The organism is Methylobacterium sp. WL8, from assembly GCF_008040045.1.
GTDB lineage: Bacteria > Pseudomonadota > Alphaproteobacteria > Rhizobiales > Beijerinckiaceae > Methylobacterium > Methylobacterium cerastii.
In genome coordinates, this window is sequence record NZ_VRVF01000025.1 from 1 (window position 1) to 19134 (window position 19134).

16 protein-coding genes and 1 pseudogene are annotated in these 19134 nt (G+C 71.0%); 8 read left to right on the forward strand and 9 right to left on the reverse strand.

The annotated features are described in order from the left end of the window. Positions 1-117: pseudogene (locus tag FV234_RS11105) on the forward strand (IS5/IS1182 family transposase); the annotation flags it as partial. A gap of 9 nt (positions 118-126) precedes the next feature. On the opposite strand, the gene FV234_RS11110 reads toward FV234_RS11105, so the two are convergent. After that, positions 127-2673, reverse strand: a complete 2547-nt coding sequence (locus FV234_RS11110) for a glycogen/starch/alpha-glucan phosphorylase (protein ID WP_187273650.1) — start codon at positions 2671-2673, stop codon at positions 127-129. Positions 2674-2995: 322 nt separating this feature from the next. On the opposite strand from FV234_RS11110, the gene FV234_RS11115 reads away from it, so the two are divergent. Both FV234_RS11115 and glgA read left to right on the forward strand, forming a co-directional pair. Continuing rightward, positions 2996-4582, forward strand: coding sequence for an alpha-amylase family glycosyl hydrolase (locus tag FV234_RS11115; RefSeq protein WP_147764089.1), 1587 nt, complete (start codon positions 2996-2998; stop codon positions 4580-4582). A gap of 175 nt (positions 4583-4757) precedes the next feature. Then, the gene (gene glgA / locus FV234_RS11120) at positions 4758-6293 is read left to right on the forward strand and encodes a glycogen synthase GlgA (RefSeq protein ID WP_147829299.1); all 1536 of its coding nucleotides are present in this window, start codon (positions 4758-4760) and stop codon (positions 6291-6293) included. Between the two features lie 26 nt (positions 6294-6319). Here the strand turns inward: glgA and FV234_RS11125 are convergent, their stop codons facing one another. From FV234_RS11125 to FV234_RS11155, 7 genes are all read right to left on the reverse strand, one after another. After that, entirely contained in the window at positions 6320-7753 is a 1434-nt protein-coding gene (locus FV234_RS11125; protein WP_147764091.1) for a DUF2142 domain-containing protein, read from the reverse strand. After that, on the reverse strand, positions 7750-8535 hold the full coding sequence (locus FV234_RS11130; protein ID WP_147764092.1) for a glycosyltransferase family 2 protein: 786 nt from the start codon (positions 8533-8535) through the stop codon (positions 7750-7752). Before FV234_RS11130 ends, FV234_RS11125 begins: the two co-directional genes overlap by 4 nt. A 46-nt stretch (positions 8536-8581) precedes the next feature. After that, positions 8582-9538 (reverse strand): glycosyltransferase family 2 protein, encoded by a 957-nt coding sequence (locus FV234_RS11135; protein WP_147829362.1) that lies wholly within the window; start codon positions 9536-9538, stop codon positions 8582-8584. Next, the gene (locus tag FV234_RS11140; RefSeq protein WP_238271966.1) at positions 9538-10413 is read right to left on the reverse strand and encodes a glycosyltransferase family 2 protein; all 876 of its coding nucleotides are present in this window, start codon (positions 10411-10413) and stop codon (positions 9538-9540) included. Before FV234_RS11140 ends, FV234_RS11135 begins: the two co-directional genes overlap by 1 nt. A 133-nt stretch (positions 10414-10546) precedes the next feature. Then, positions 10547-11665, reverse strand: coding sequence for an NADH:flavin oxidoreductase/NADH oxidase (locus FV234_RS11145; RefSeq protein WP_147764095.1), 1119 nt, complete (start codon positions 11663-11665; stop codon positions 10547-10549). A 129-nt stretch (positions 11666-11794) separates the two neighbouring features. Continuing rightward, positions 11795-13726 carry a propionyl-CoA synthetase gene (locus FV234_RS11150; protein ID WP_147764096.1) on the reverse strand — a complete coding sequence of 644 codons (1932 nt, stop codon included), beginning with the start codon at positions 13724-13726 and terminating at the stop codon, positions 11795-11797. A 156-nt stretch (positions 13727-13882) separates the two neighbouring features. Beyond that, a complete protein-coding gene (locus FV234_RS11155; protein WP_147751100.1) occupies positions 13883-14065 on the reverse strand; it encodes a DUF465 domain-containing protein in 183 nt (60 codons plus the stop codon). A gap of 157 nt (positions 14066-14222) precedes the next feature. On the opposite strand from FV234_RS11155, the gene FV234_RS11160 reads away from it, so the two are divergent. The 5 genes from FV234_RS11160 to FV234_RS11180 all read left to right on the forward strand — a co-directional run bounded on the left by FV234_RS11160 (position 14223) and on the right by FV234_RS11180 (position 17924). After that, positions 14223-14441, forward strand: a complete 219-nt coding sequence (locus FV234_RS11160; protein WP_147751101.1) for a DUF465 domain-containing protein — start codon at positions 14223-14225, stop codon at positions 14439-14441. A 122-nt stretch (positions 14442-14563) separates the two neighbouring features. Beyond that, complete coding sequence (purE, locus tag FV234_RS11165) at positions 14564-15061, forward strand: 5-(carboxyamino)imidazole ribonucleotide mutase (RefSeq protein WP_147751102.1); 498 nt, start codon at positions 14564-14566, stop codon at positions 15059-15061. Continuing rightward, complete coding sequence (locus tag FV234_RS11170; protein ID WP_147764098.1) at positions 15058-16158, forward strand: 5-(carboxyamino)imidazole ribonucleotide synthase; 1101 nt, start codon at positions 15058-15060, stop codon at positions 16156-16158. The genes purE and FV234_RS11170 overlap by 4 nt, the downstream gene beginning before the upstream one ends. Positions 16159-16433: 275 nt before the next feature. Beyond that, positions 16434-17303 carry a tetratricopeptide repeat protein gene (locus FV234_RS11175; RefSeq protein ID WP_147764099.1) on the forward strand — a complete coding sequence of 290 codons (870 nt, stop codon included), beginning with the start codon at positions 16434-16436 and terminating at the stop codon, positions 17301-17303. Positions 17304-17477: 174 nt separating this feature from the next. Further along, the gene (locus FV234_RS11180; RefSeq protein WP_210250878.1) at positions 17478-17924 is read left to right on the forward strand and encodes a hypothetical protein; all 447 of its coding nucleotides are present in this window, start codon (positions 17478-17480) and stop codon (positions 17922-17924) included. Positions 17925-17980: 56 nt separating this feature from the next. Here the strand turns inward: FV234_RS11180 and FV234_RS11185 are convergent, their stop codons facing one another. Further along, the gene (locus tag FV234_RS11185; RefSeq protein WP_147764101.1) at positions 17981-19102 is read right to left on the reverse strand and encodes an aminotransferase class I/II-fold pyridoxal phosphate-dependent enzyme; all 1122 of its coding nucleotides are present in this window, start codon (positions 19100-19102) and stop codon (positions 17981-17983) included. Positions 19103-19134 lie beyond the last annotated feature (32 nt).

Consider the following 19134-nt stretch of genomic DNA (forward strand, 5'->3'; position numbering starts at 1 on the left):
ATCAGTCGATGCCGCAGGCTCGCCCGTGATCACGAGGCGACGGCCTCTTCCGCACTCGCCTTCTTCGTCCTGGCAGCAGCCATGATCCTCGTCAGACGCCTGGCACGAGCGTTATGAAACGGGGTCTTAGACCTGCACCCGCCAGATCTCCTCGGCGTATTCCCGCATCGAGCGGTCGGAGGAGAACCACGCCATCCGCGCGGTGTTGCGGATCGCCATGGCCCACCAGCGGGCCTGGTCCTTCCAGGCGGCGTCGATCTGGCGCTGGGCCCGCCAGTAATCGTCGAAGTCGACGGTGAGCAGGTACTGGTCGCGGTGGCGCAGGTCGTCGGTCAGCGGCCGGAAGCGGTTCGGCTCGTCGGGCGAGAACCGGCCCGAGGCGATCATGTCGAGGGCGGCGCCCAGGCGCGGAGAGGCCTGGATCGCCTTTTGGGCGTAGTTGGTCTCGGTGATGCGCGCCTGCACGCCGGCGGCGTCGAGGCCGAAGATGAAGATGTTGTCCGCGCCGACGTGGTCGCGGATCTCGATGTTGGCGCCGTCGAGCGTGCCGACGGTGAGCGCGCCGTTCAGCGCGAGCTTCATGTTGCCGGTGCCCGACGCCTCCATGCCGGCGGTGGAGATCTGCTCGGACAGGTCGGCGGCCGGGATGATCGCCTCGGCGAGGCTCACCGAGTAGTTCGGCAGGAACACCACCTTCAGCCGGTCGGCGACCTCGGGGTCGTCGTTGACGGCCTTGGCGACGTCCAACGCCAGCTTGATGATCAGCTTGGCCTGGCTGTAGCTCGGCGCCGCCTTGCCGCCGAAGATCTTGACGCGGGGCGTCCAATCCTTGTGCGGCTCGGCCTTGATCGCCTGGTAGAGCACCACCGTCTCGATGACGTTGAGCAGCTGGCGCTTGTATTCGTGGATGCGCTTGATCTGCACGTCGAACAGGGCCGAAGGGTCGACCTCGATCCCGGTGCGCTCGACAATGATTTCGGCGAGCGCCTGCTTGCGGCTGAAGCGGGCCGCCGCGTAACGCTTCACGAAGGCCGGATCCTCGGCGAAGGCATCGAGGCCGCGCAGCAGGCCCGGGTCGTCGAGGACGCCGGATCCGACGGCCTCGACCGCGAGCCGGGTCAGGCCGGGGTTGGCGTTGTGGAGCCAGCGGCGGAAGGTGATGCCGTTGGTCTTGTTGACGATCTTGTCGCCGTCGAGGGCGTGCAGGTCGCGGAACACCGTCGAGCGCATCAGGTCGGTGTGGAGCGCGGAGACGCCGTTCACCCGGCGGGCGCCGTGGAAGGCGAGGTGCCCCATCCGCACGCGACGCCCCTGCGATTCGTCGATCAGCGAGACCGAGGCGAGGTGGGCGGCGAAGTTCGTCTCGCCCTGCCGGCCGTGGCGGCCCTGCTCTTCGAGGTGCATCCAGTTGATCAGGTAGATGATCTGCATGTGGCGCGGCAGCAGCCGTTCCATCAGCTCCACCGGCCAGGTCTCGAGGGCTTCCGGAAGCAGGGTGTGGTTGGTGTAGTGCAGCGTGTTGGTGGTGACGTGCCAAGCGTCCTCCCACTGCAGGCCGTGATCCTCCAGCAGGATGCGCATCAGCTCCGGTACCGCGATCGCCGGGTGCGTGTCGTTGAGCTGGATCGCGGCGTGGTCGTGCAGCGAGCGGACGTCGCCGCGCTCGGCCACGTGCCGCCGGACGAGGTCCTGCAGCGAGGCGGAGGTGAAGAAGTATTCCTGGCGCAGGCGCAGCTCCTGGCCGGCGGTGGAGGAATCGCTCGGATACAGCACCCGCGAGATCGCCTCGGCCCGCATCCGGGCGGAGACCGCGCCGACGTGGTCGCCGCCGTTGAACTGCGCCAGCTCCACCGGCGCCTCACTCTCGGCCTTCCAGAGCCGCAGCGTGTTGACGGTCTTGCCCTTCCAGCCGACCACCGGCACGTCGTGCGCCACGGCCAGCACGGTCTCGGCGGGATACCAGTGCCGGCGGATCACGCCGTCCGACACCGCGGCCATGGTGACGTGGCCGCCGAAGCCGATCGTGTAGGTCGCGTCCGGCCGCGCGAACTCCCACGGGTTGCCTTCCGCGAGCCAGGTCTCGGGCGCCTCGCGCTGCCAGCCGTCCTCGAAGGTCTGCCGGAACAGGCCGTGATCGTAGCGGATGCCGTAGCCCATCGCCGGGATGCCGATGCTCGCCATGCTCTCCATGAAGCAGGCGGCCAGCCGCCCGAGGCCGCCGTTGCCGAGCGCCGCGTCGGGCTCCGCGCCCTCCACGGTGCCGAGGTCGACGCCGAGGCTCTGCAACGCGGCGCGGGTGGTCTCGACGAGGCCGAGGTTGTTCATCGCATCGGACAGAAGCCGACCGATCAGGAATTCGAGGGAGAGGTAGTAGACGCGCTTGTTCGGCACCGACGCGTCCGTCGCCTGGCAGGCGTCGACGATCCGGTCGCGCAGCGCAAGCGCGGTGGCGGCGAACCAGTCGCGCTCGCGCGCCGTCTCGGGGGTCTTGCCGATGGCGTAGGCGAGCTTGCCGCGGATCGCCTCGCGAAGGTCGGCGACGGCGTCGCCGGAGGCGGGCTGAGCCGGCTTGTCCCAGACGGCGGGCTCGCGGAACGTCGCATGGGTCGTCCGCTCCGGTGCATCGGACCGGTCTTCACCGGGTGCGGGTGCCAGAATAGCGTCTTTCAGCACGTGCAATCCCCCATCGTCCGCGCCAGCGCGTCTTCGCGTCTCGAGCGCCACTAGCGTCCTTCGGCGGTTCTCGACCTCGCCACCTGAGGATCGACGATCCTGCGGTCGCTCACCGATCTTGTCGAGGCGTCGCCGGGGCCCGACCACGTCGGCGGCGGCGATCTCGTCCGCCTTTGTGTCCTTTCAGACACAAGCACCGTCGCACCCAAACCCGACAGGACTTTGTCACGCCGGTGTTGAACTCCGGGTGAACCCTGGCCCCATCGCGCCCTGCCTGCGGAGCCGCTAAAGCCGGGGCCTGTCAACTTCGGGGATATCGTCCATGGCCGACACCGTCTGGTGGAAGCGCGGCACCGTCTACCAAGTCTACCCGCGCTCGTTCCAGGACACGGACGGCGACGGGATCGGCGACCTGCGCGGGATCACGGCGCGGCTCGAACACCTCGCCTGGCTCGGGGTCGACGCGGTCTGGATCTCGCCGATCTATCCCTCGCCGATGGCCGATTATGGCTACGACGTGGCGGATTACTGTGGAATCGACCCGCTCTTCGGCACGCTGGCAGACTTCGACGACCTCGTTGCAGAAGCCCGCCGGCGGCGACTGAAGGTGATTCTCGACTTCGTGCCGAATCACAGCGCGATCACGCATCCGTGGTTTGCCGAAAGCCGCGCCTCGCGAACGAACCCGCGGCGGGACTGGTACATCTGGCGCGATCCGGCGCCGGATGGCGGCCCGCCCAACAACTGGCTCAGCAACTTCGGCGGCCCGGCCTGGACGCTCGATCCGGCGACCGGGCAATTCTACTACCACGCCTTCCTGAGCGAGCAGCCCGACCTGAACTGGCGCAACCCGGAGGTCCGCGCCGCCATGCACGACGCCCTGCGGTTCTGGCTCGACCGCGGCGTCGACGGGTTCCGCGTCGACGTGATCTGGCACCTGATGAAGGACGCCGGATTTCGCGACAACCCGGAGAACCCGGACTTCTCGCCCGAGCAGGCGGAGATCAACCGCTTCGCCCAGGTCTACTCGGCCGACCGCCCGGAGGTCCTGGACGTCATCGCCGAGATGCGCGCGGTGCTGCGCCCCTACGGCGAGCGGGTGCTGATCGGCGAGATCTACCTGCCGATGGAGCGGCTGATGGCCTATTACGGCCCTGATCTGAGCGGCGCCGACATGCCGTTCAACTTCCAGTTGATCCAGACGCCGTGGACCGCCGAGGCGGTGTCCGACCTCGTCGAGAACTACGAGGCGGCCCTGCCCGAGGGCGGCTGGCCGAACTGGGTGCTCGGCAACCACGACCAGCCGCGCATCGCCGCCCGCGTCGGACCGGATCAGGCGCGGATCGCGGCGATGCTGCTGCTGACGCTGCGCGGCACGCCGACGCTGTACTACGGCGACGAGATCGGGCTCGCCCACGTGCCGATCCCGCCCGACCGGGTCCGCGACCCGTGGGAGCGCAACGAGCCCGGCCACGGCCGCGACCCCGAGCGGACGCCGATGCAGTGGGACGGCGAGACCCATGCCGGCTTTTCCACCGCAGAGCCCTGGCTGCCGCTCTCGCCGGATGCGGCGACCCGGAACGTCGACGCCCTGCGCGACGACCCGACCTCGATCCTCACGCTGTATCGGCGGCTCCTCGCCCTACGCCGCGAGCACGCGGCACTGTCGGTGGGCGCCTATCGCGGCGTCGCGGCCAGCGCCGCGGACGTGTTCGCCTACGAGCGCTTTTCCGCGGACGGCGTGTTCCGCATCCTGCTCAATTTCGGCGAGGCGGCGCACGCCCTCGACCTGAAGGGCGACGAAACCTGGACGGTGGTGCTGTCGACCCGGGGCCATCGCGGCGGGGAGCGCACCGCTGCAACGGTCGAACTCGGGCCGAACGAGGGGCTGATCCTGCGCAGGATCTAGGCGCGCGACCGCTTATGCCGCAGTGCAATGCGATGAACCGCCCATTAACGGTCTGATGGCCTAGATTGTGCGTCGCAGCGGAAACCGGCGGGGCACGAGGGCGTTGGCATTGTCGAGATCGGTTGCGGATGAAGCGGTGCGCCAGGACCGTTCCGCACGGCGCGGAATCCCCTTGATGGTCGAGCCCCAAGCGTTCCATTCCGCTTCTGCGAACGCCCTCCGGCCGATCCCGACGCCGTCGAACGCCCTGCCCGACCTTCGCACCGCACTGCAGCCCCGCATCCTCTACGCCACGCCGGAGATGGCCGACTTCGTCAAGGCCGGCGGTCTCGGCGAGGTGGCCGGCGCGCTGCCGCGAGCGCTGCGCAAGCAGTACGACGTCCGCGTCCTGATCCCCGGCTACCGGCAGGTGGTGGAGGCGTTCCCGTCCATGCCCGTGGTGGCGCGGCTCGACGGCTTCGCCGGCGTCCCGCCCTGCGATCTCGGCCTCGTCGAGACCGGCGACGGCCTTCGCATCTACGTCCTGCTCAGCCCCGACCTGTACGAGCGCGACGGCACGCCCTACGGCAACGCCGACGGCGACTTCTCCGACAACGACCTGCGCTTCGCGCGGCTGAGCCTCGCGGCCGCAGAGATCGCGCAGGGTGCCGACCCCGCCTGGGCCGCCGACCTGCTCCACCTCAACGACTGGCAATCGGCGCTGGCCCCGGCCTACCTCGCCTGGCGCCGCATCCGCGTGCCGAGCGTGCTGACGATCCATAACCTCGCCTACCAGGGCTTGTTTCCGCGTGAGACCATGGCCCGCCTCGGCATGCCCGAGGACGCCTTCGACATGAACGGCGTCGAGTTCTACGGGCAGCTCTCGTTCCTGAAGGCGGGCCTGTACTACGCCACCCACGTCACCACGGTGAGCGAGACCTACGCCCGCGAGATCCTGACGCCGGATTCCGGCTGCGGCCTCGACGGCCTGCTGCGGACGCGGGCGGCGCAAGGCCGGCTCGCCGGCATCCTCAACGGCATCGACGAGAGCTGGGACCCGCGCACCGACCCGCACCTCGCCACCCGCTTCGAGGCCGACGACTGGAAGGGCAAGCGCGCCAACGCCGAATCGGTGCGGCGCCAGTTCGGGCTTGCGGTCTCGCGCGGGCCGCTCTTCGCCATCGTCTCGCGCCTCGTGCACCAGAAGGGCATCGACCTCTCGATCCAGGCTGCGGAGACCATCGTCGCCGAGGGCGGCCAGCTCGTGGCCATCGGCCAAGGCGAGGCCCGGTTCGAGGACGCGCTGCGCGGCCTCGCCCGACGCCACCCGGATTCGGTCGGCGTCCACGTCGGGTTCGAGGAGCGGGACGCCCGCCGGATGTTCGCCGGCAGCGACTTCCTGCTGATGCCGTCGCGCTTCGAGCCCTGCGGCCTTGCGCAGATGTACGCCCAGCGCTTCGGCTCGCTGCCGATCGTGCGACGCACCGGGGGCCTCGCCGACACGGTCGAGGACGGCGTCACCGGCTTCACCTTCGCCGACCCGTCGCCGCGGGGCTTCACCGGCGCCGTGCGCCGGGCGCTCGACACCTTCGCCCAGAAGAAGCGGCTCAACGCCATGCGCCGGACGGCGATGTCGCGCACCTTCGGCTGGGACGAGGCCGCCGCCAACTACGGCGACCTCTACGGCCGCGCATTCGGCAACGGCGCCGCCCTGCGCTGGCGCGCCGCCTGAGGCACAACGTCACGAGGTCGCGCCCGTCACAGGGTCGCGAACGGCACAACGGTGAGCCCGATGGCCGCGAGCGCGATCGGCGCGAACCGGAGAACGCGGCGCCTTGATCCGGTCGCGGCGTTCGCCATTGAGAGCGCGAACAGCGGCAGGATCGGCAGCAGGTAGCGCCCCTGCGGACCGTCGACGCGGGGATCGCCGACATTCGTCCAGCTGAGATACTGCGACAGCAGGACGAGCCACAAAGCGAGCCCGGCGGCGAACGCCATCAGCGCGAGCGACGCCCCGCCCTCGCGTCGTCTTCCGGAGCCGGCCGCTGCCGCGGCGAGCGCAGCGATCCACAGCCAGACGACGATTTTGGGCAGGTGGCGATCGTGCCAGCCGAGGATGCCGACCGTGCCCTCGGACAGCATGACCAGGTGCTTCACCGAAAGGAGGAAGCGCGCCGGCACGGTGACGAAGCGGACCGGGTCCGCCGTCAGCACGCGAAGCTGTGCTGCCGGATCGGTGCCCAGGAACGTCGCCGGACGCTCGCCCGGCCAGAGCGGACCCGCCTCGTAGGCCGCGCGCGGCACCGGCGTCGCGATAGTCGCCGTGGCGTACACGGTCCAGAGCGCAGCGGGCAGCACGACCGCCGCGACCAATGCCAGGCGTGGCAGCAGCCCGGCGCCGACCTGCCGCCAGGTCCCACTTGGGAGCGGCAGAAGCAGCATCAGCGCGATCGGCGCGTAGGGCGGCTTCGCCAGCAGGATCAGGGCGACGAGCACGGCCGCGGCGGCGTAGCGCCGTCTGCCCGGCGGCGCACCCGTCTCGACGGTCAGGAGTGCGGCCGCGAGGATCGCGGTGGCGACGATCAGGCCGTCCTGGTTAAACGAGGCGGCGAGCGACAGCGCCATCGGCAGGGCGAGCACGGCGAAGAGCCAGGCCCGCCCGCGCCGCGCCAGCACGAGGGCGCAGGCGCCGACCAGCCCGTAGGCCACGACGTTGAACAGGCGTCCGAGCCGGGCGGAGGCGCGGGCCGACAGGTCGAGGGCGTGGCCGAGCCCGAGACCCGCGGCAGCCGGCCCGTAGAAGACGGGGACGTAGGTGGCGATCGTGTAGAGCGGCGCGAAGGCGCCGGCACCGCCCCAGGGACCGGTGCCGACCGCCGGATCGACCGGCGCCGCCGCGATCCGGGCGTCGGCCGGCTCCCGCGTGCGGGCGAGCGCCTCCCAGACCGGGTCGACGCGCACGCCCGCCGCGATTGCCGCCCGCCCGTCGGGCCGGGTGATCGTCTCGCGATGCCCGACGAGCTGGCCTTGGGCGAGGCTCGCCGCGCGCATGAGGTGAGACGGTTCGTCCGCGACCTCGCCGAGGGGGACGGCGAGCGCGAGCACGAGGCAGAGCGGCATCGCCAGGAGCAGGAACGCGCCGAGCCAGAGACGCAGGTCGGCGGCGCCTATCAGGCCGTCCGGGATTCTCATCGCCGCGGCGTCTCGGCCACCGGTCGCACGCGCGTCCCCTCGGCGGGCGCGAAGAGCGGGTCCTGCCGCAATCCGAGGCGGTGCAGGCGGTAGGCGAAGGCGGTGCGCAACACGCCAAACCCATAGACGACGCTGCGCCGGAAGTTGATCGACGAGGCTTCGGCAAAGTACCGCGTCGGGCACGAGATTTCGCCGATGCGGTGGTCGGCGTGCATCGCCAGGGCGAGCATCTGGTTGTCGAACACGAAGTCGTCCGAGCAGCGGTCGAGGGGGATCGTCTCGATCACCTGGCGGCTCCAGGCGCGATAGCCGGAATGATATTCCGACAGCTTCTGGCCCATCAGGATGTTCTGCAGCAGCGTCAGCACGCGGTTTGCCACGTACTTGTAGCGGGGCATCCCGCCTGCCAGCGCGCCCTTGCCGAGGATGCGCGAGGCGAGGACGGCATCGTACTCGCCGGACACGATCATCGAGGCCATCGCGGTGACGAGGCGCGGCGCGTACTGGTAGTCCGGGTGGAGCATGACGACGATGTCGGCGCCCCGCGCCAGCGCCGCCCGGTAGCAGGTCTTCTGGTTGCCGCCGTAGCCGCGGTTGCGCTCGTGCCGGATGGTGTGGATGCCGAGGCTTTCGGCGAGCGCCGCCGTCCGGTCGCGGCTCGCGTCGTCGATCAGGATGATGTCGTCGACGATGTCCTTGGGGATGTCGTCGAACGTCCGCCGCAGGGTCGCCTCGGCGTTGTAGGCCGGGAGGACGACGGCGATCTTCTGTCCGTGAAGCATGAGATCCTTCTGCGATCGGCGCGCGCGGCGTGGGCCGTCTTCGAATTCAGGGCGCGCGGCGAAGCCGCACGAGGAGGCCCGGCATCGCGCCGGCGAGCAGCAGGGCGGCGTGGACGACCTGCCCCGCCTCCCGCGGCGAGCGCCGCAGCAGCGCCAACCCGAGCCGTAGCGGAAGCTGGAACGCGAAGGTCGCCCCCGCGAGCTTCAGCGCCGTCGCAAAGCCATGGTGCTTGGCCGCGTAGAGGATGCGGCTGCGCTGGATATAGAACAGGCGCCGCGCCTTCACCTGTCGGGTCGTCCCCTGCCCGTCGTGCCGGACCGTCACCTCGGCGAGGTGGCGGACCGTGAAGCCCGCATCCCAGACGCGGGCGCAGAGGTCGACGTCCTCGTAATAGACGTGGAAGCGCTCGTCGAAGCCGCCGAGCCGTTCGAACAGCGAGCGCCGGATCATCAGGAAAGCGCCCATCACCTGATCGACCGGCCCTGACGCGGCGTGGTCCCACTCCGTCATGAAGTGCGTCGGCACCCGCCCCGGCAGCAGCCGGTCGAGGTGGAGTTCCTGTCCGATCAAGCTTTTCGCGCTCGGGCGCCGCGCACACATCCGCTGCACTTGGCCCACGCCGTCGACCAGCTGCGCGCCGACGACGCCGACGGTCGGGTCTTGCGCAAGCGCGGCCAGCGCCAGCCGCAGGGCGTCCGGCCCGGCCTCGGTGTCGGGATTCAGGAACAGGATCGCCGGCGCCCGGCCAAGCGCGGCACCCTGGTTGCAGGCGCGGCCGAACCCGGCGTTGTCGGGGTTGCGCAGCACGGTGAGCCGAAGGTCCGGCCGCTCCAGCCCGTCGGCGGAGCCGTCGACGGAGGCGTTGTCGACGACGACCACCGCCTTTGCGGGGTCTTCGCCGGCGGCAGCCAGGCTCGCGAGGCAGGCGCGCACCAGGGCGCCGCCGTTCCAGTTGACGATCACGACGTCGATCTCGGCCGGGCCTTGGGCGAGGGGCGCCATCATGGCGCGTCGGCCGGGCGCCCGAGCCGGCCACGGAAGCCGTCGAGCACCGCTTGCGCGAGCCGCCGCAGCACCGCCGGCCGGTAGCCGCCGTCGCGCCAGTACAGCGCGACCTGAAGCGGGAGGTAGGCGAGCTGGCGCAGCTTCCACGGCAGCGGGATGTGGCGCAGGCGCCAGCCGTAGACGGAGTTGCGGAGATACGTCGCCATACGGAACAGCGGCTGGCGTGGCGTCTCGATGCCGAACGCGCGGATCGTGCCGCCGCCGACGCGGTGGCCGATCGTGGCCTCCCGCGTCATCCAGCACCCATAGCCGGCGCTCCAGGCGCGAAAGCACCATTCGAGCTCGACGCCGTCGATGAAGTAGTCCGCCCGGAACGGCCCGACGGCGCGGAACGCCGCCACGTCGATGAGTGAACCGGAGGTGGCCAGGAATTCCACCGGCAGCAGCGTGCCGACCGCCTCGCGGCCGGGGCGTTGCCGGAACCGCGGGGGCTTGGCGGCGTCGTTCGCCCGCCCCGGCACCGGGCCGACCACCGCGCAAGGACGGTTCTCGGCCAGCAGGCGGTCGCGGGCCCCGGCCAGGGCGGCGACCATGTCCGGGCCGACCTGCGCGTCCTGGTCCAGCAGGAGCACGGCGTCCGCGCCCCCGCGCGCCGCCGCCTCGACGACGGCGTTGAGCGCTGCGGCGACGCCGACATTGGTCTCGGCCGACAGCAGGCGCACGCCGGCCGCCTCGAGCTTCATGCGATCCACCGGTCCGAGGCCGCCGTTGTCGAAGGCGAGGACCGGATGCGAGCTTCCGGCGTAGCGCCGGACGATGTCGTCGACTTGGTCGCGGCTCGGGTGGAACAGGGTCAGGCCGATGGCCAGCATCTCGCACATCCAAGACTGGCCGCGCAGGACGGGCTGCGCAAGACAGGCCGCGGCCGGCCTACGGCCCGAGCCGATACCGGAATCGCGCGCCCGAGGCGAGGCCCGGGCGATCGAGGTTCGGTGCCCAGCGCGATCAGCGCTGTCCGAAGGTCGGGTCCTTGAACAGGTCCTTGTAGGCCCGCGGCTGCGAGCGCCAGTACTGCTTGGGCGCCCGCACGGTCGCGCCGAGCTCGGCCGCCGCGTGCCAGGGCCAGCGCGGATCGTAGAGCATGGCGCGGGCGAGCGAGATCGCGTCCGCCCGGCCCTCGGCCAGGATCGCCTCGGCCTCGGCCGGCTCGGTGATCAGCCCGACGGCCATGGTCGCGAGCCCGGTCTCGGCCCTGATCCGCTCGGCGTAGGGCACCTGGTAGCCCGGCCCGAGCTTGATCGCCTGCTTCGGCGAGACGCCGCCGGTGGAGACGTGGATCGCCGGCGAGCCGGCCTGCTTCAGGCGCTGGGCGAGTTCGACGGTCTCCTCCAGGTCCCAGCCGTCCTCGACCCAGTCGGTGGCCGAGACCCGCATCCATACCGGATGGCCCGCGGGCACCACCGCGCGCACGGCCTCGAACACCTCGAGCGGGAACCGCATCCGGTTTTCCAGGCTGCCGCCGTAGGCGTCGGTGCGCTCGTTGGCGAGCGGCGAGAGGAACTGGTGGAGCAGGTAGCCGTGGGCGCCGTGCAGCTCGAACGCCTCGATTCCGAGCCGAACGGCGCGCTTGGCGGTGGCGACGAAGTCGTCGCGGATGCGCTTGAGGTCCGCCGCGTCGAGGGCGTGGGGCGCCACCTCGCCGTCGCCGTGCGCCAGCGCCGACGGCGCCTCGGTGCGCCATCCGTAGGGATGCTCCGGCGCGATCTGCTGGCCGCCGTCCCACGGCGCCTGGCTCGACGCCTTGCGGCCGGCATGGGCGATCTGGATGCAGACCGGGATCGGCGCGTAGTCGCGGATCGCCGACAGAACCCGGCCCAAGGCCCGCTCGCAGCCGTCGGAATAGAGCCCGAGGTCCCACGCCGTGATGCGCGCCTCGGGCGACACCGCCGTCGCCTCCAGCGTCAGCAGCCCGGCGCCCGACATCGCGAGCTGCCCGAGATGCATCATGTGCCAGTCGGTCGCCTCGCCGTCGCGCGCCGAGTACTGGCACATCGGCGCGATCAGGATGCGGTTCTCCAGCGTCAGGTCGTCGAGCTTGAGCGGTTCGAACAGGCGGGCGGTCATCGGCAACTCCGGGTTGCGGGGGCCCGCGCTGTGTGCCGCACTCTCGAAGCCGACGCCAGTTCGCCGCCTCATGCCGGTCCTCCGCCGAGCTTTGCTCTCGGCTTGCTGCCGCGACGCGGCTTCTGCGCCTCACCCCTCCCCGATCCCCCGCGCCTTCAGGCTTTCGCCGATCTCGTCCAGGACGCCCGCGTCGTCGATGGTCGCCGGCATGGTCCAGGGCTCGTGGTCGGCGATGCGCTTCATCGTGGCGCGCAGGATCTTGCCCGAGCGGGTCTTCGGCAGCCGCTGCACCGTAAGCGCGAGCTTGAAGGCGGCCACGGGGCCGATCTCGTCGCGGACCTTGGCGACCAGCTCGCGCTCGATCTCGGCCGGATCGCGCGCGACCTGCGCCTTGAGCACGACGAAGCCGCAGGGCGCCTCGCCCTTCAGCGCGTCGCGGATGCCGATGACCGCGCATTCGGCGACGTCGGGGTGGGACGACAGCACCGCCTCCATCCCGCCGGTGGAAAGCCGGTGGCCGGCGACGTTGATGATGTCGTCCGTCCGCCCGAGCACGGTGATGTAGCCGTCGGCGTCGATCACGCCCGCATCCGAGGTGTCGTACCAGCCGGGAAAGGTCTCGAGATAGCTCGTGCGCATCCGGGTATCGGAGCCCCACAGGGTCGGCAGGCATCCCGGCGGCAGCGGCAGGCGGATCGCGATGGTGCCCATCGTGCCGGCGGGCACCGGCTTGCCGCCCTCGTCCAGCACCTGCACGTCGTAGCCCGGCATCGGCACGCAGGTGCTGCCGTGCTTGACCGGGAGCAGCCCCAGGCCGACCGGGTTGCCGGCGATCGGCCAGCCGGTCTCGGTCTGCCACCAATGGTCGACCACCGGCCGGTCGAGCACGCGCTCGGCCCAGGCGACCGAAGCCGGGTCCGCGCGCTCGCCGGCCAGGAACAGGGTGCGGAAGCGCGAGAGGTCGTGGCCAGCCACATGGCTGCCTTTCGAATCCTCCTTCTTGATCGCGCGGAGCGCCGTCGGCGCCGTGAACAGGCAGACCGTGCCGGTCTCGGCGACGACCCGCCAGAACGCGCCGGGATCGGGGGTGCCGACCGGCTTGCCCTCGTACAGGACCGTGGTGCAGCCGTGCAGCAGCGGCGCGTAGACGATGTAGGAATGGCCGACCACCCAGCCGATGTCGGAAGCGCAGAAGTAGGTCTCGCCGGGCTGCACGCCGTAGAGGTTGGACATCGACCAGCTGAGCGCGACGAGGTAGCCGCCGGTGTCGCGCACCACGCCCTTGGGCTTGCCGGTGGTGCCGGAGGTGTAGAGCACGTAGAGCGGGTCGGTCGCGGCCATCGGCACGCAGTCCGGCTTCCGCCCCTCGGCCGCCGCGACCGCCTCGGCCCAATCCCGGTCGCGGCCCTCGACGAGGCTCGCGAGGGCTTGCGGGCGCTGAAGGATGAGGCAGGCGGCGGGCTTGTGCCGGGCCGTGGCGAGGGCGGCGTCCAGCAGCGGCTTGTAGGCGACCACCCGGCTCGGCTCGATGCCGCAGGAGGCGGCGAGCACCACCTTCGGCGCCGCGTCCTCGATCCGGACGCTCAGCTCGTTGGCGGCGAACCCGCCGAACACCACCGAGTGCACCGCGCCGATGCGGGCGCAGGCGAGCATGCCGAACAGGGCTTCAGGCACCATCGGCATGTAGAGGATCACCCGGTCGCCCCGGCCGACGCCGAGGTCGGCGAGCACGGCGGCCAGGGCCGAGACCTCGCGCAGGAGGTCCGCATAGGTGATGGCGCGCTTGGTGCCCGTGGCCGGCGAATCGTAGCGGATCGCGACCTGCTCCGCGCGGCCGCCGGCGACGTGCCGATCGACGGCGTTCCAGCAGGCGTTCAGCGCCCCGTCGGGGAACCAGCGACCGTAGGGGCCGGACTTGGGCTCGAAGGCCCGGGTCGGCTCCGTCGTCCAGTCGATCGCCCGCGCCGCGTCGAGCCAGAACCCCTCGGGGTCGCGCATCGCGCGCTCATGCACCGCGGCGTAGCGCGACGGCAGGTCTGGGGAGGGGTCGGCGGTCGGCATGGCGGCTCCTCGGACGGGGCGGCCTCTTCGGGGGCCGCCGCCTGGCAGCGAAGCTAGCAGGATTGCGGGCCGCGCAGGATCGAGCGGCTGCATAAAAAAGCCGCGCCGTGGGGGACGGCGCGGCGGATCTCGGTGTCGTGCTTCGAAACAGGTCCGTCAGTGCAGCGTGTCGACGCCCGCCTGCAGCCGGTTGATCTCGTCCTTCAGGAGAAGTTTGCGCCGCTTCAACTCGGCGATGTGCAGGTCGTCCTCGGACGGCCTCAGCGTCGCCTGGTGGATTTCGCGTTCGAGGGCTTCGTGCTTCCGGGTGAGCTGGCTCAGATGCGTCTGCAGCGACATGAGTCGTGTCTCCTGTCATCGTTCCGACGCGGGGAATCTGGCACATGTCGAGCCGGCTGTCGAAGGCAATCCTCAGCCTATGCCTCACGAATGCTTGCCGCTCGGGCGTGCCTGACGCATGCTCGATTCCGGCACAGGATGGTTTTCGAAGGCGGCGATGGCGGTTGAGTTGGTCCCGGATGCGCAATCCGAACTGGACGTCGAGCTGGCGCGGCTGAAACAGGAGCATCGCGACCTCGACGACGCGATCGATGCCCTCGAGCGCAACGTCGCCGGCGACCAGCTGCAGATCCAGCGCCTGAAGAAGCGCAAGCTGACGCTGCGCGACAGGATCGCCTTCGTCGAGGACCAGATCACCCCCGACATCATCGCCTGATGCCGGTGGATGCCGGTGCGCCTCGCCTTGCCGCGCCGGATCGGCGCCTGTAAGCGGCGAGCTTGCCAGCGGCGAGGACGGGTCGACCGGCCCGCACCGCGAAGGAAATGGGTTTGACGCGGATGGTGCCGTCGCCTGCGGTCGCGATCATCATGGGCAGCCAGTCCGACTGGGCGACCATGCGGAACGCCGCCGACACCCTCGACGCGCTCGGCGTCGCCTACGACGCGCGCATCGTCTCGGCTCATCGCACGCCGGACCGGCTGGTGGCCTTCGCCAAGGGCGCCAAGGCTGCCGGCTTCAAGGTCGTGATCGCGGGCGCGGGCGGCGCGGCGCACCTGCCGGGCATGGCCGCCGCGATGACGAGCCTCCCGGTCTTCGGCGTGCCGGTGGAATCGAAGGCGTTGTCGGGACAGGACAGCCTGCTCTCGATCGTGCAGATGCCGGCCGGCATTCCCGTCGGCACCCTGGCGATCGGCCGGGCCGGCGCGGTGAACGCCGCGCTGCTCGCCGCCGCCGTGCTCGCCCTGTCCGACGACGCGTTGGCCCAGCGCCTGGACGCCTGGCGCGCGGCCCAGACCGCATCCGTCGCCGAACGGCCGGAGACCGAGACCCCGTGACCCCAAAGACCATCGCGCCCGGCGGCACCCTCGGCATCGTCGGCGGCGGCCAGCTCGGCCGCATGATCGCGCTGGCCGCGGCCAACATGGGCCTCAAGGCCCACATCTACTGCCCCGATGCCGACAGCCCGGCCTTCGACGTGGCGGCTAAGACCACCTGCGCCGCCTACGACGACGCGGAGGCGCTGACGCGATTCGCGCAAAGCGTCGACGTGGTGACCTACGAGTTCGAGAACATCCCGCGCGAGACCGCCGACCTGCTCGCGGCCCACGCCGCCCTGCATCCCAGCGCCTCGGCGCTGGCGACGACGCAGGACCGGCTGTCGGAGAAGGACTTCATCAACCGCCTCGGCATCCCGACGGCGCCGTTCCGCGCGGTCGACACCCCGGACGACTTCGCCCGCGCCCTCGACGCGATCGGCCGCCCGGCCGTGCTGAAGACCCGCCGCTTCGGTTACGACGGCAAGGGCCAGCGCATCATCCGGACGGAGGCCGAATCGGACCGCAACGCGATCTTCGCCGAGTTCGGCGGCGCGGCTTTGATCCTCGAAGGCTTCGTCGCGTTCGAGCGGGAAGTCTCGGTGGTCGCGGCGCGGGCCGCCGACGGGAGCTTCGCCGCCTTCGACCTGTGCGAGAACGAGCACCGCGACCACATCCTCGCCGTCACCCGCGTGCCGGCGCCGGGCATCGCACCCGAGACGGCGCAGGCCGCCCTCGGCATCGCCCGGACGATCGCCGACGCCCTCGACTACGTCGGGGTGCTCGCCGTCGAGATGTTCCTGGTGCGCGAGGCCGACGGCGCCGAGCGCCTCGTCGTGAACGAGATCGCGCCGCGGGTGCACAATTCCGGGCACTGGACGATCGAGGGCGCGACCACCTCGCAGTTCGCCCAGCACGTGCGCGCGGTCTGCGGCTGGCCGCTGGGCGATCCGTCCCGCCCGGGCGGATTGAAGGCCGAGATGCGCAACCTCATCGGCGACGAGGTGGAAGGCTGGCGATCGGTGCTGGCCGAGCCCGGCGCGCACCTCCACCTCTACGGCAAGGGCGAGGCCCGGCCCGGCCGCAAGATGGGCCACGTCACCCGCCTCAAGCCCTGAACTCCGATGCATCCGCACCACAGCGGATGACTCGCGTGCCCCCCGCTTCGACGTTCGCGACGACTTTTCGCGTCGAGCCATACGTTCGCCACATCGGCCCGCATCAACGGGATCGTCGCCCGCGCTTAATCGGGCGTTCACCGCGATGCGCGAACGTGCCGGGGCCAACGCAACCGGATCGGACCGGCCGCGCGCCGGCCGCGCCGCTCGGGGTGCGTGGATCAGAGATTCGGGCGTGCTGAAGGCTTGAGCACCGTGCCGAGGGGAATGGGGCGATGACGTCAGACAGCGTGCGGTTACAACGGGCCCTGCTCGGCCTCGCGGCGCTCGCGAGCGTGGGGCTCGCCGGCTGCGAGACCGTGGGAAGCGCTGCCGGCTCGCGGCAATTCGCCGTGCTGGAGGCGGACACCACGGGCGCGACCAACGTCAACATCGCTTCGCTGACCGAGGTGGTGCAGCGTAACCCCAACGACGCCGCCGCCTACAACACCCGTGGCGCGGCCTACGCCCGCGCGGGCCAGTTCAACGACGCGATCGGCGACTTCACCAAGGCGGTGCAGATCGACCCGAATTCGGGCTCGGCCTACAACAACCGCGCGCTGGCCTATCGCCAGACCGGCCGCAACGACGCCGCGCTGCAGGATTTCACCAAGGCGATCGCCTCCGACCCGAATTACGGCCCGGCCTATATCGGCCGCGCCAACGTGCTGCGCGCCCAGGGCGACCTCGAAGGCGCGATGCGCGACCTCAACGTCGCGATCCGCCTGATGCCCGAATCGGCCGAGGCGTATCACGCCCGTGGCCTGGTCCGGCAGAAGCAGGGCCAGGACATCGCCGCCATCGGCGACTTCGACGCCGCGATCGACCGCAACCCCTTCGTCAGCGCGCCCTACGCCGCCCGCGGCCAGAGCCTGATCGCCACGAACAAATACGACAAGGCGATCGAGGACTACAACGCCGCGCTCAACGTCGACAACAAGGACGCGACCTCCTGGGCCTATCGCGGCCTCGCCTACGAGAAGTCGAACCGGAAGAAGGAGGCGATGGAGAACTACCAGCGCGCCTCGACCATCGACCCGAACAACCCGATCGCGCGCCAGGGCCTCGGCCGCGTGCAGGGCGGCGTCGGCTCGCTGTTCAACTGAGCTTCCGCCGCACGTTCCTGCGATCGACGCCGCGCGAGAGCGCGGCGTTTTTCGTTGCAAGGCCGCGACGGCGCGCATCGTATGCTTTATGCACGTGCGCGCAAACCACCTGTGTTAGCGGCTGCGAAAACAAACCGGATGCGCTGGGTCGCGAAATCTGTCACACTTTCGCAAATGCCGTACTTTTACTGCCATCTTCATGGACCGGGCGGTTTCGAGCGCGACGAGATCGGACTGAAGTTCAGCGGCCTCGATGCGGTCGCCCTCGACGTCTGCCGCGCCATCCTCGACATCTCGGCGGACCTCGCACGCTCCGGCTACGACCCGATGCCCTACGCGTTCGAGATCGTGGACGCGGGCGGCGCGCTGCTGATGGACGTGCCGTTCCGGGAGATGCTGAACAAGGCTCCGCGCAACGGCCGGTACCGCCCTCCCGTCTCTCAGGCGGGGCAGCGCGCCGAGATGCTGCGGGCAACGCTCCTGAAGGCCGCGGTCTCCGAATCGATCGACCGCCTCGGGGAGACGATCAGGATGTCGCGCCAGATCGTGGCGCGCTCGCGCGCCAGCGCCGCAGACGACCCGTGGGGCGCCCCGCCGCGACAGGCCGCCCTCGCGTCCTAGTGCATGTTCTTCACGCGAGCCGGCATCCACCTCGCTCGAAAATGCTCTCGCTCCGGTCAGGCCGGCCGCAGGGCGAGGATGGCGTCGGCCAGCGCGTCGACCTGCGCCGCGTCATGCGCCGCCGAGAACGCCACCCGCAGCCGCGCGGTGCCGTCGGGCACGGTCGGCGGCCGGATCGCCACGACGAGGAAACCGCGCGCTTCGAGCGCCGCGGAGAGCGCCAGCGCATCCTGCGCCGCGCCGACCATCACCGGCACCACCGCGCTCTCGGCCTCCGGCAGCCCGAGGCGTGCGGTGAAGCGGCGGGCGAGCGCCAGGGGTTTCGCGCCGCGCTCGGGCTCCACCTCGAGGATCGCCAGGGCTTCGAGGGCGGCCGCCGCGGAGGCCGGCGGTAGCCCGGTGGTGTAGACGAAGCTGCGGGCGCGGCTCGTCAGCAGGTCGACCACGGCCTGCGAGGCGCAGAGATAGCCGCCGTAGGAGCCGAGCGACTTCGACAGGGTGCCCATCTCCAAGGGCGCTTTCGGACCGCCCTCGACCACGCCGAGCCCGTGCGCGTCGTCCACCAGGGTCCAGGCGTCATGAGCCTCGGCCACCCCCAGGATGTCGCCGAGCGGCGCACGGTCGCCGTCCATGCTGAACACCCGCTCGGTGAGGATCATCGCCCGGCGATGGCGCGCGCGATGCTCGGCGAGCAGCCGGCCGAGGTCGGCGACGTCGTTGTGGCGGAACGTCAGGGTCGTCGCCCCCGAGATCCGCGCGCCGCCCCACATGCAGGCGTGGGCGAGCGCGTCGACGAGGATGAGGTCGCCCGCGCCGACCAGCGCCGGGGTGATGCCAAGGTTGGCGAGGTAGCCGCTGCCGAAAACCAGGGCGGCCTCGGTGCCCTTGTGCGCGGCGAGCCGGGCCTCGATGGCGATCAGCAGCGGATGGTTGCCGGTCACCAGGCGCGATCCGCCGGCGCCGGCGCCGTAGGCGGCGACGGCCTGCTGCGCCGCCGCGACCACCCGCGGGTCGTGGCTCAGGCCGAGGTAGTCGTTGCACGAGAACGAGACCAGGCGGCGCGCGCCGCGTTCCGCCATCGCGTCGACGGCGCGGGTCGTCGGCACGAGGCGGCGGCGCAGCGCGGCAGCGTCCAGGCCGGAGAGCTTGTCGCGGGCGAAGGATTCGAGGCTCGACATGCGGCCTCAAAGCGCCGCGGGGCCGCCGTGAG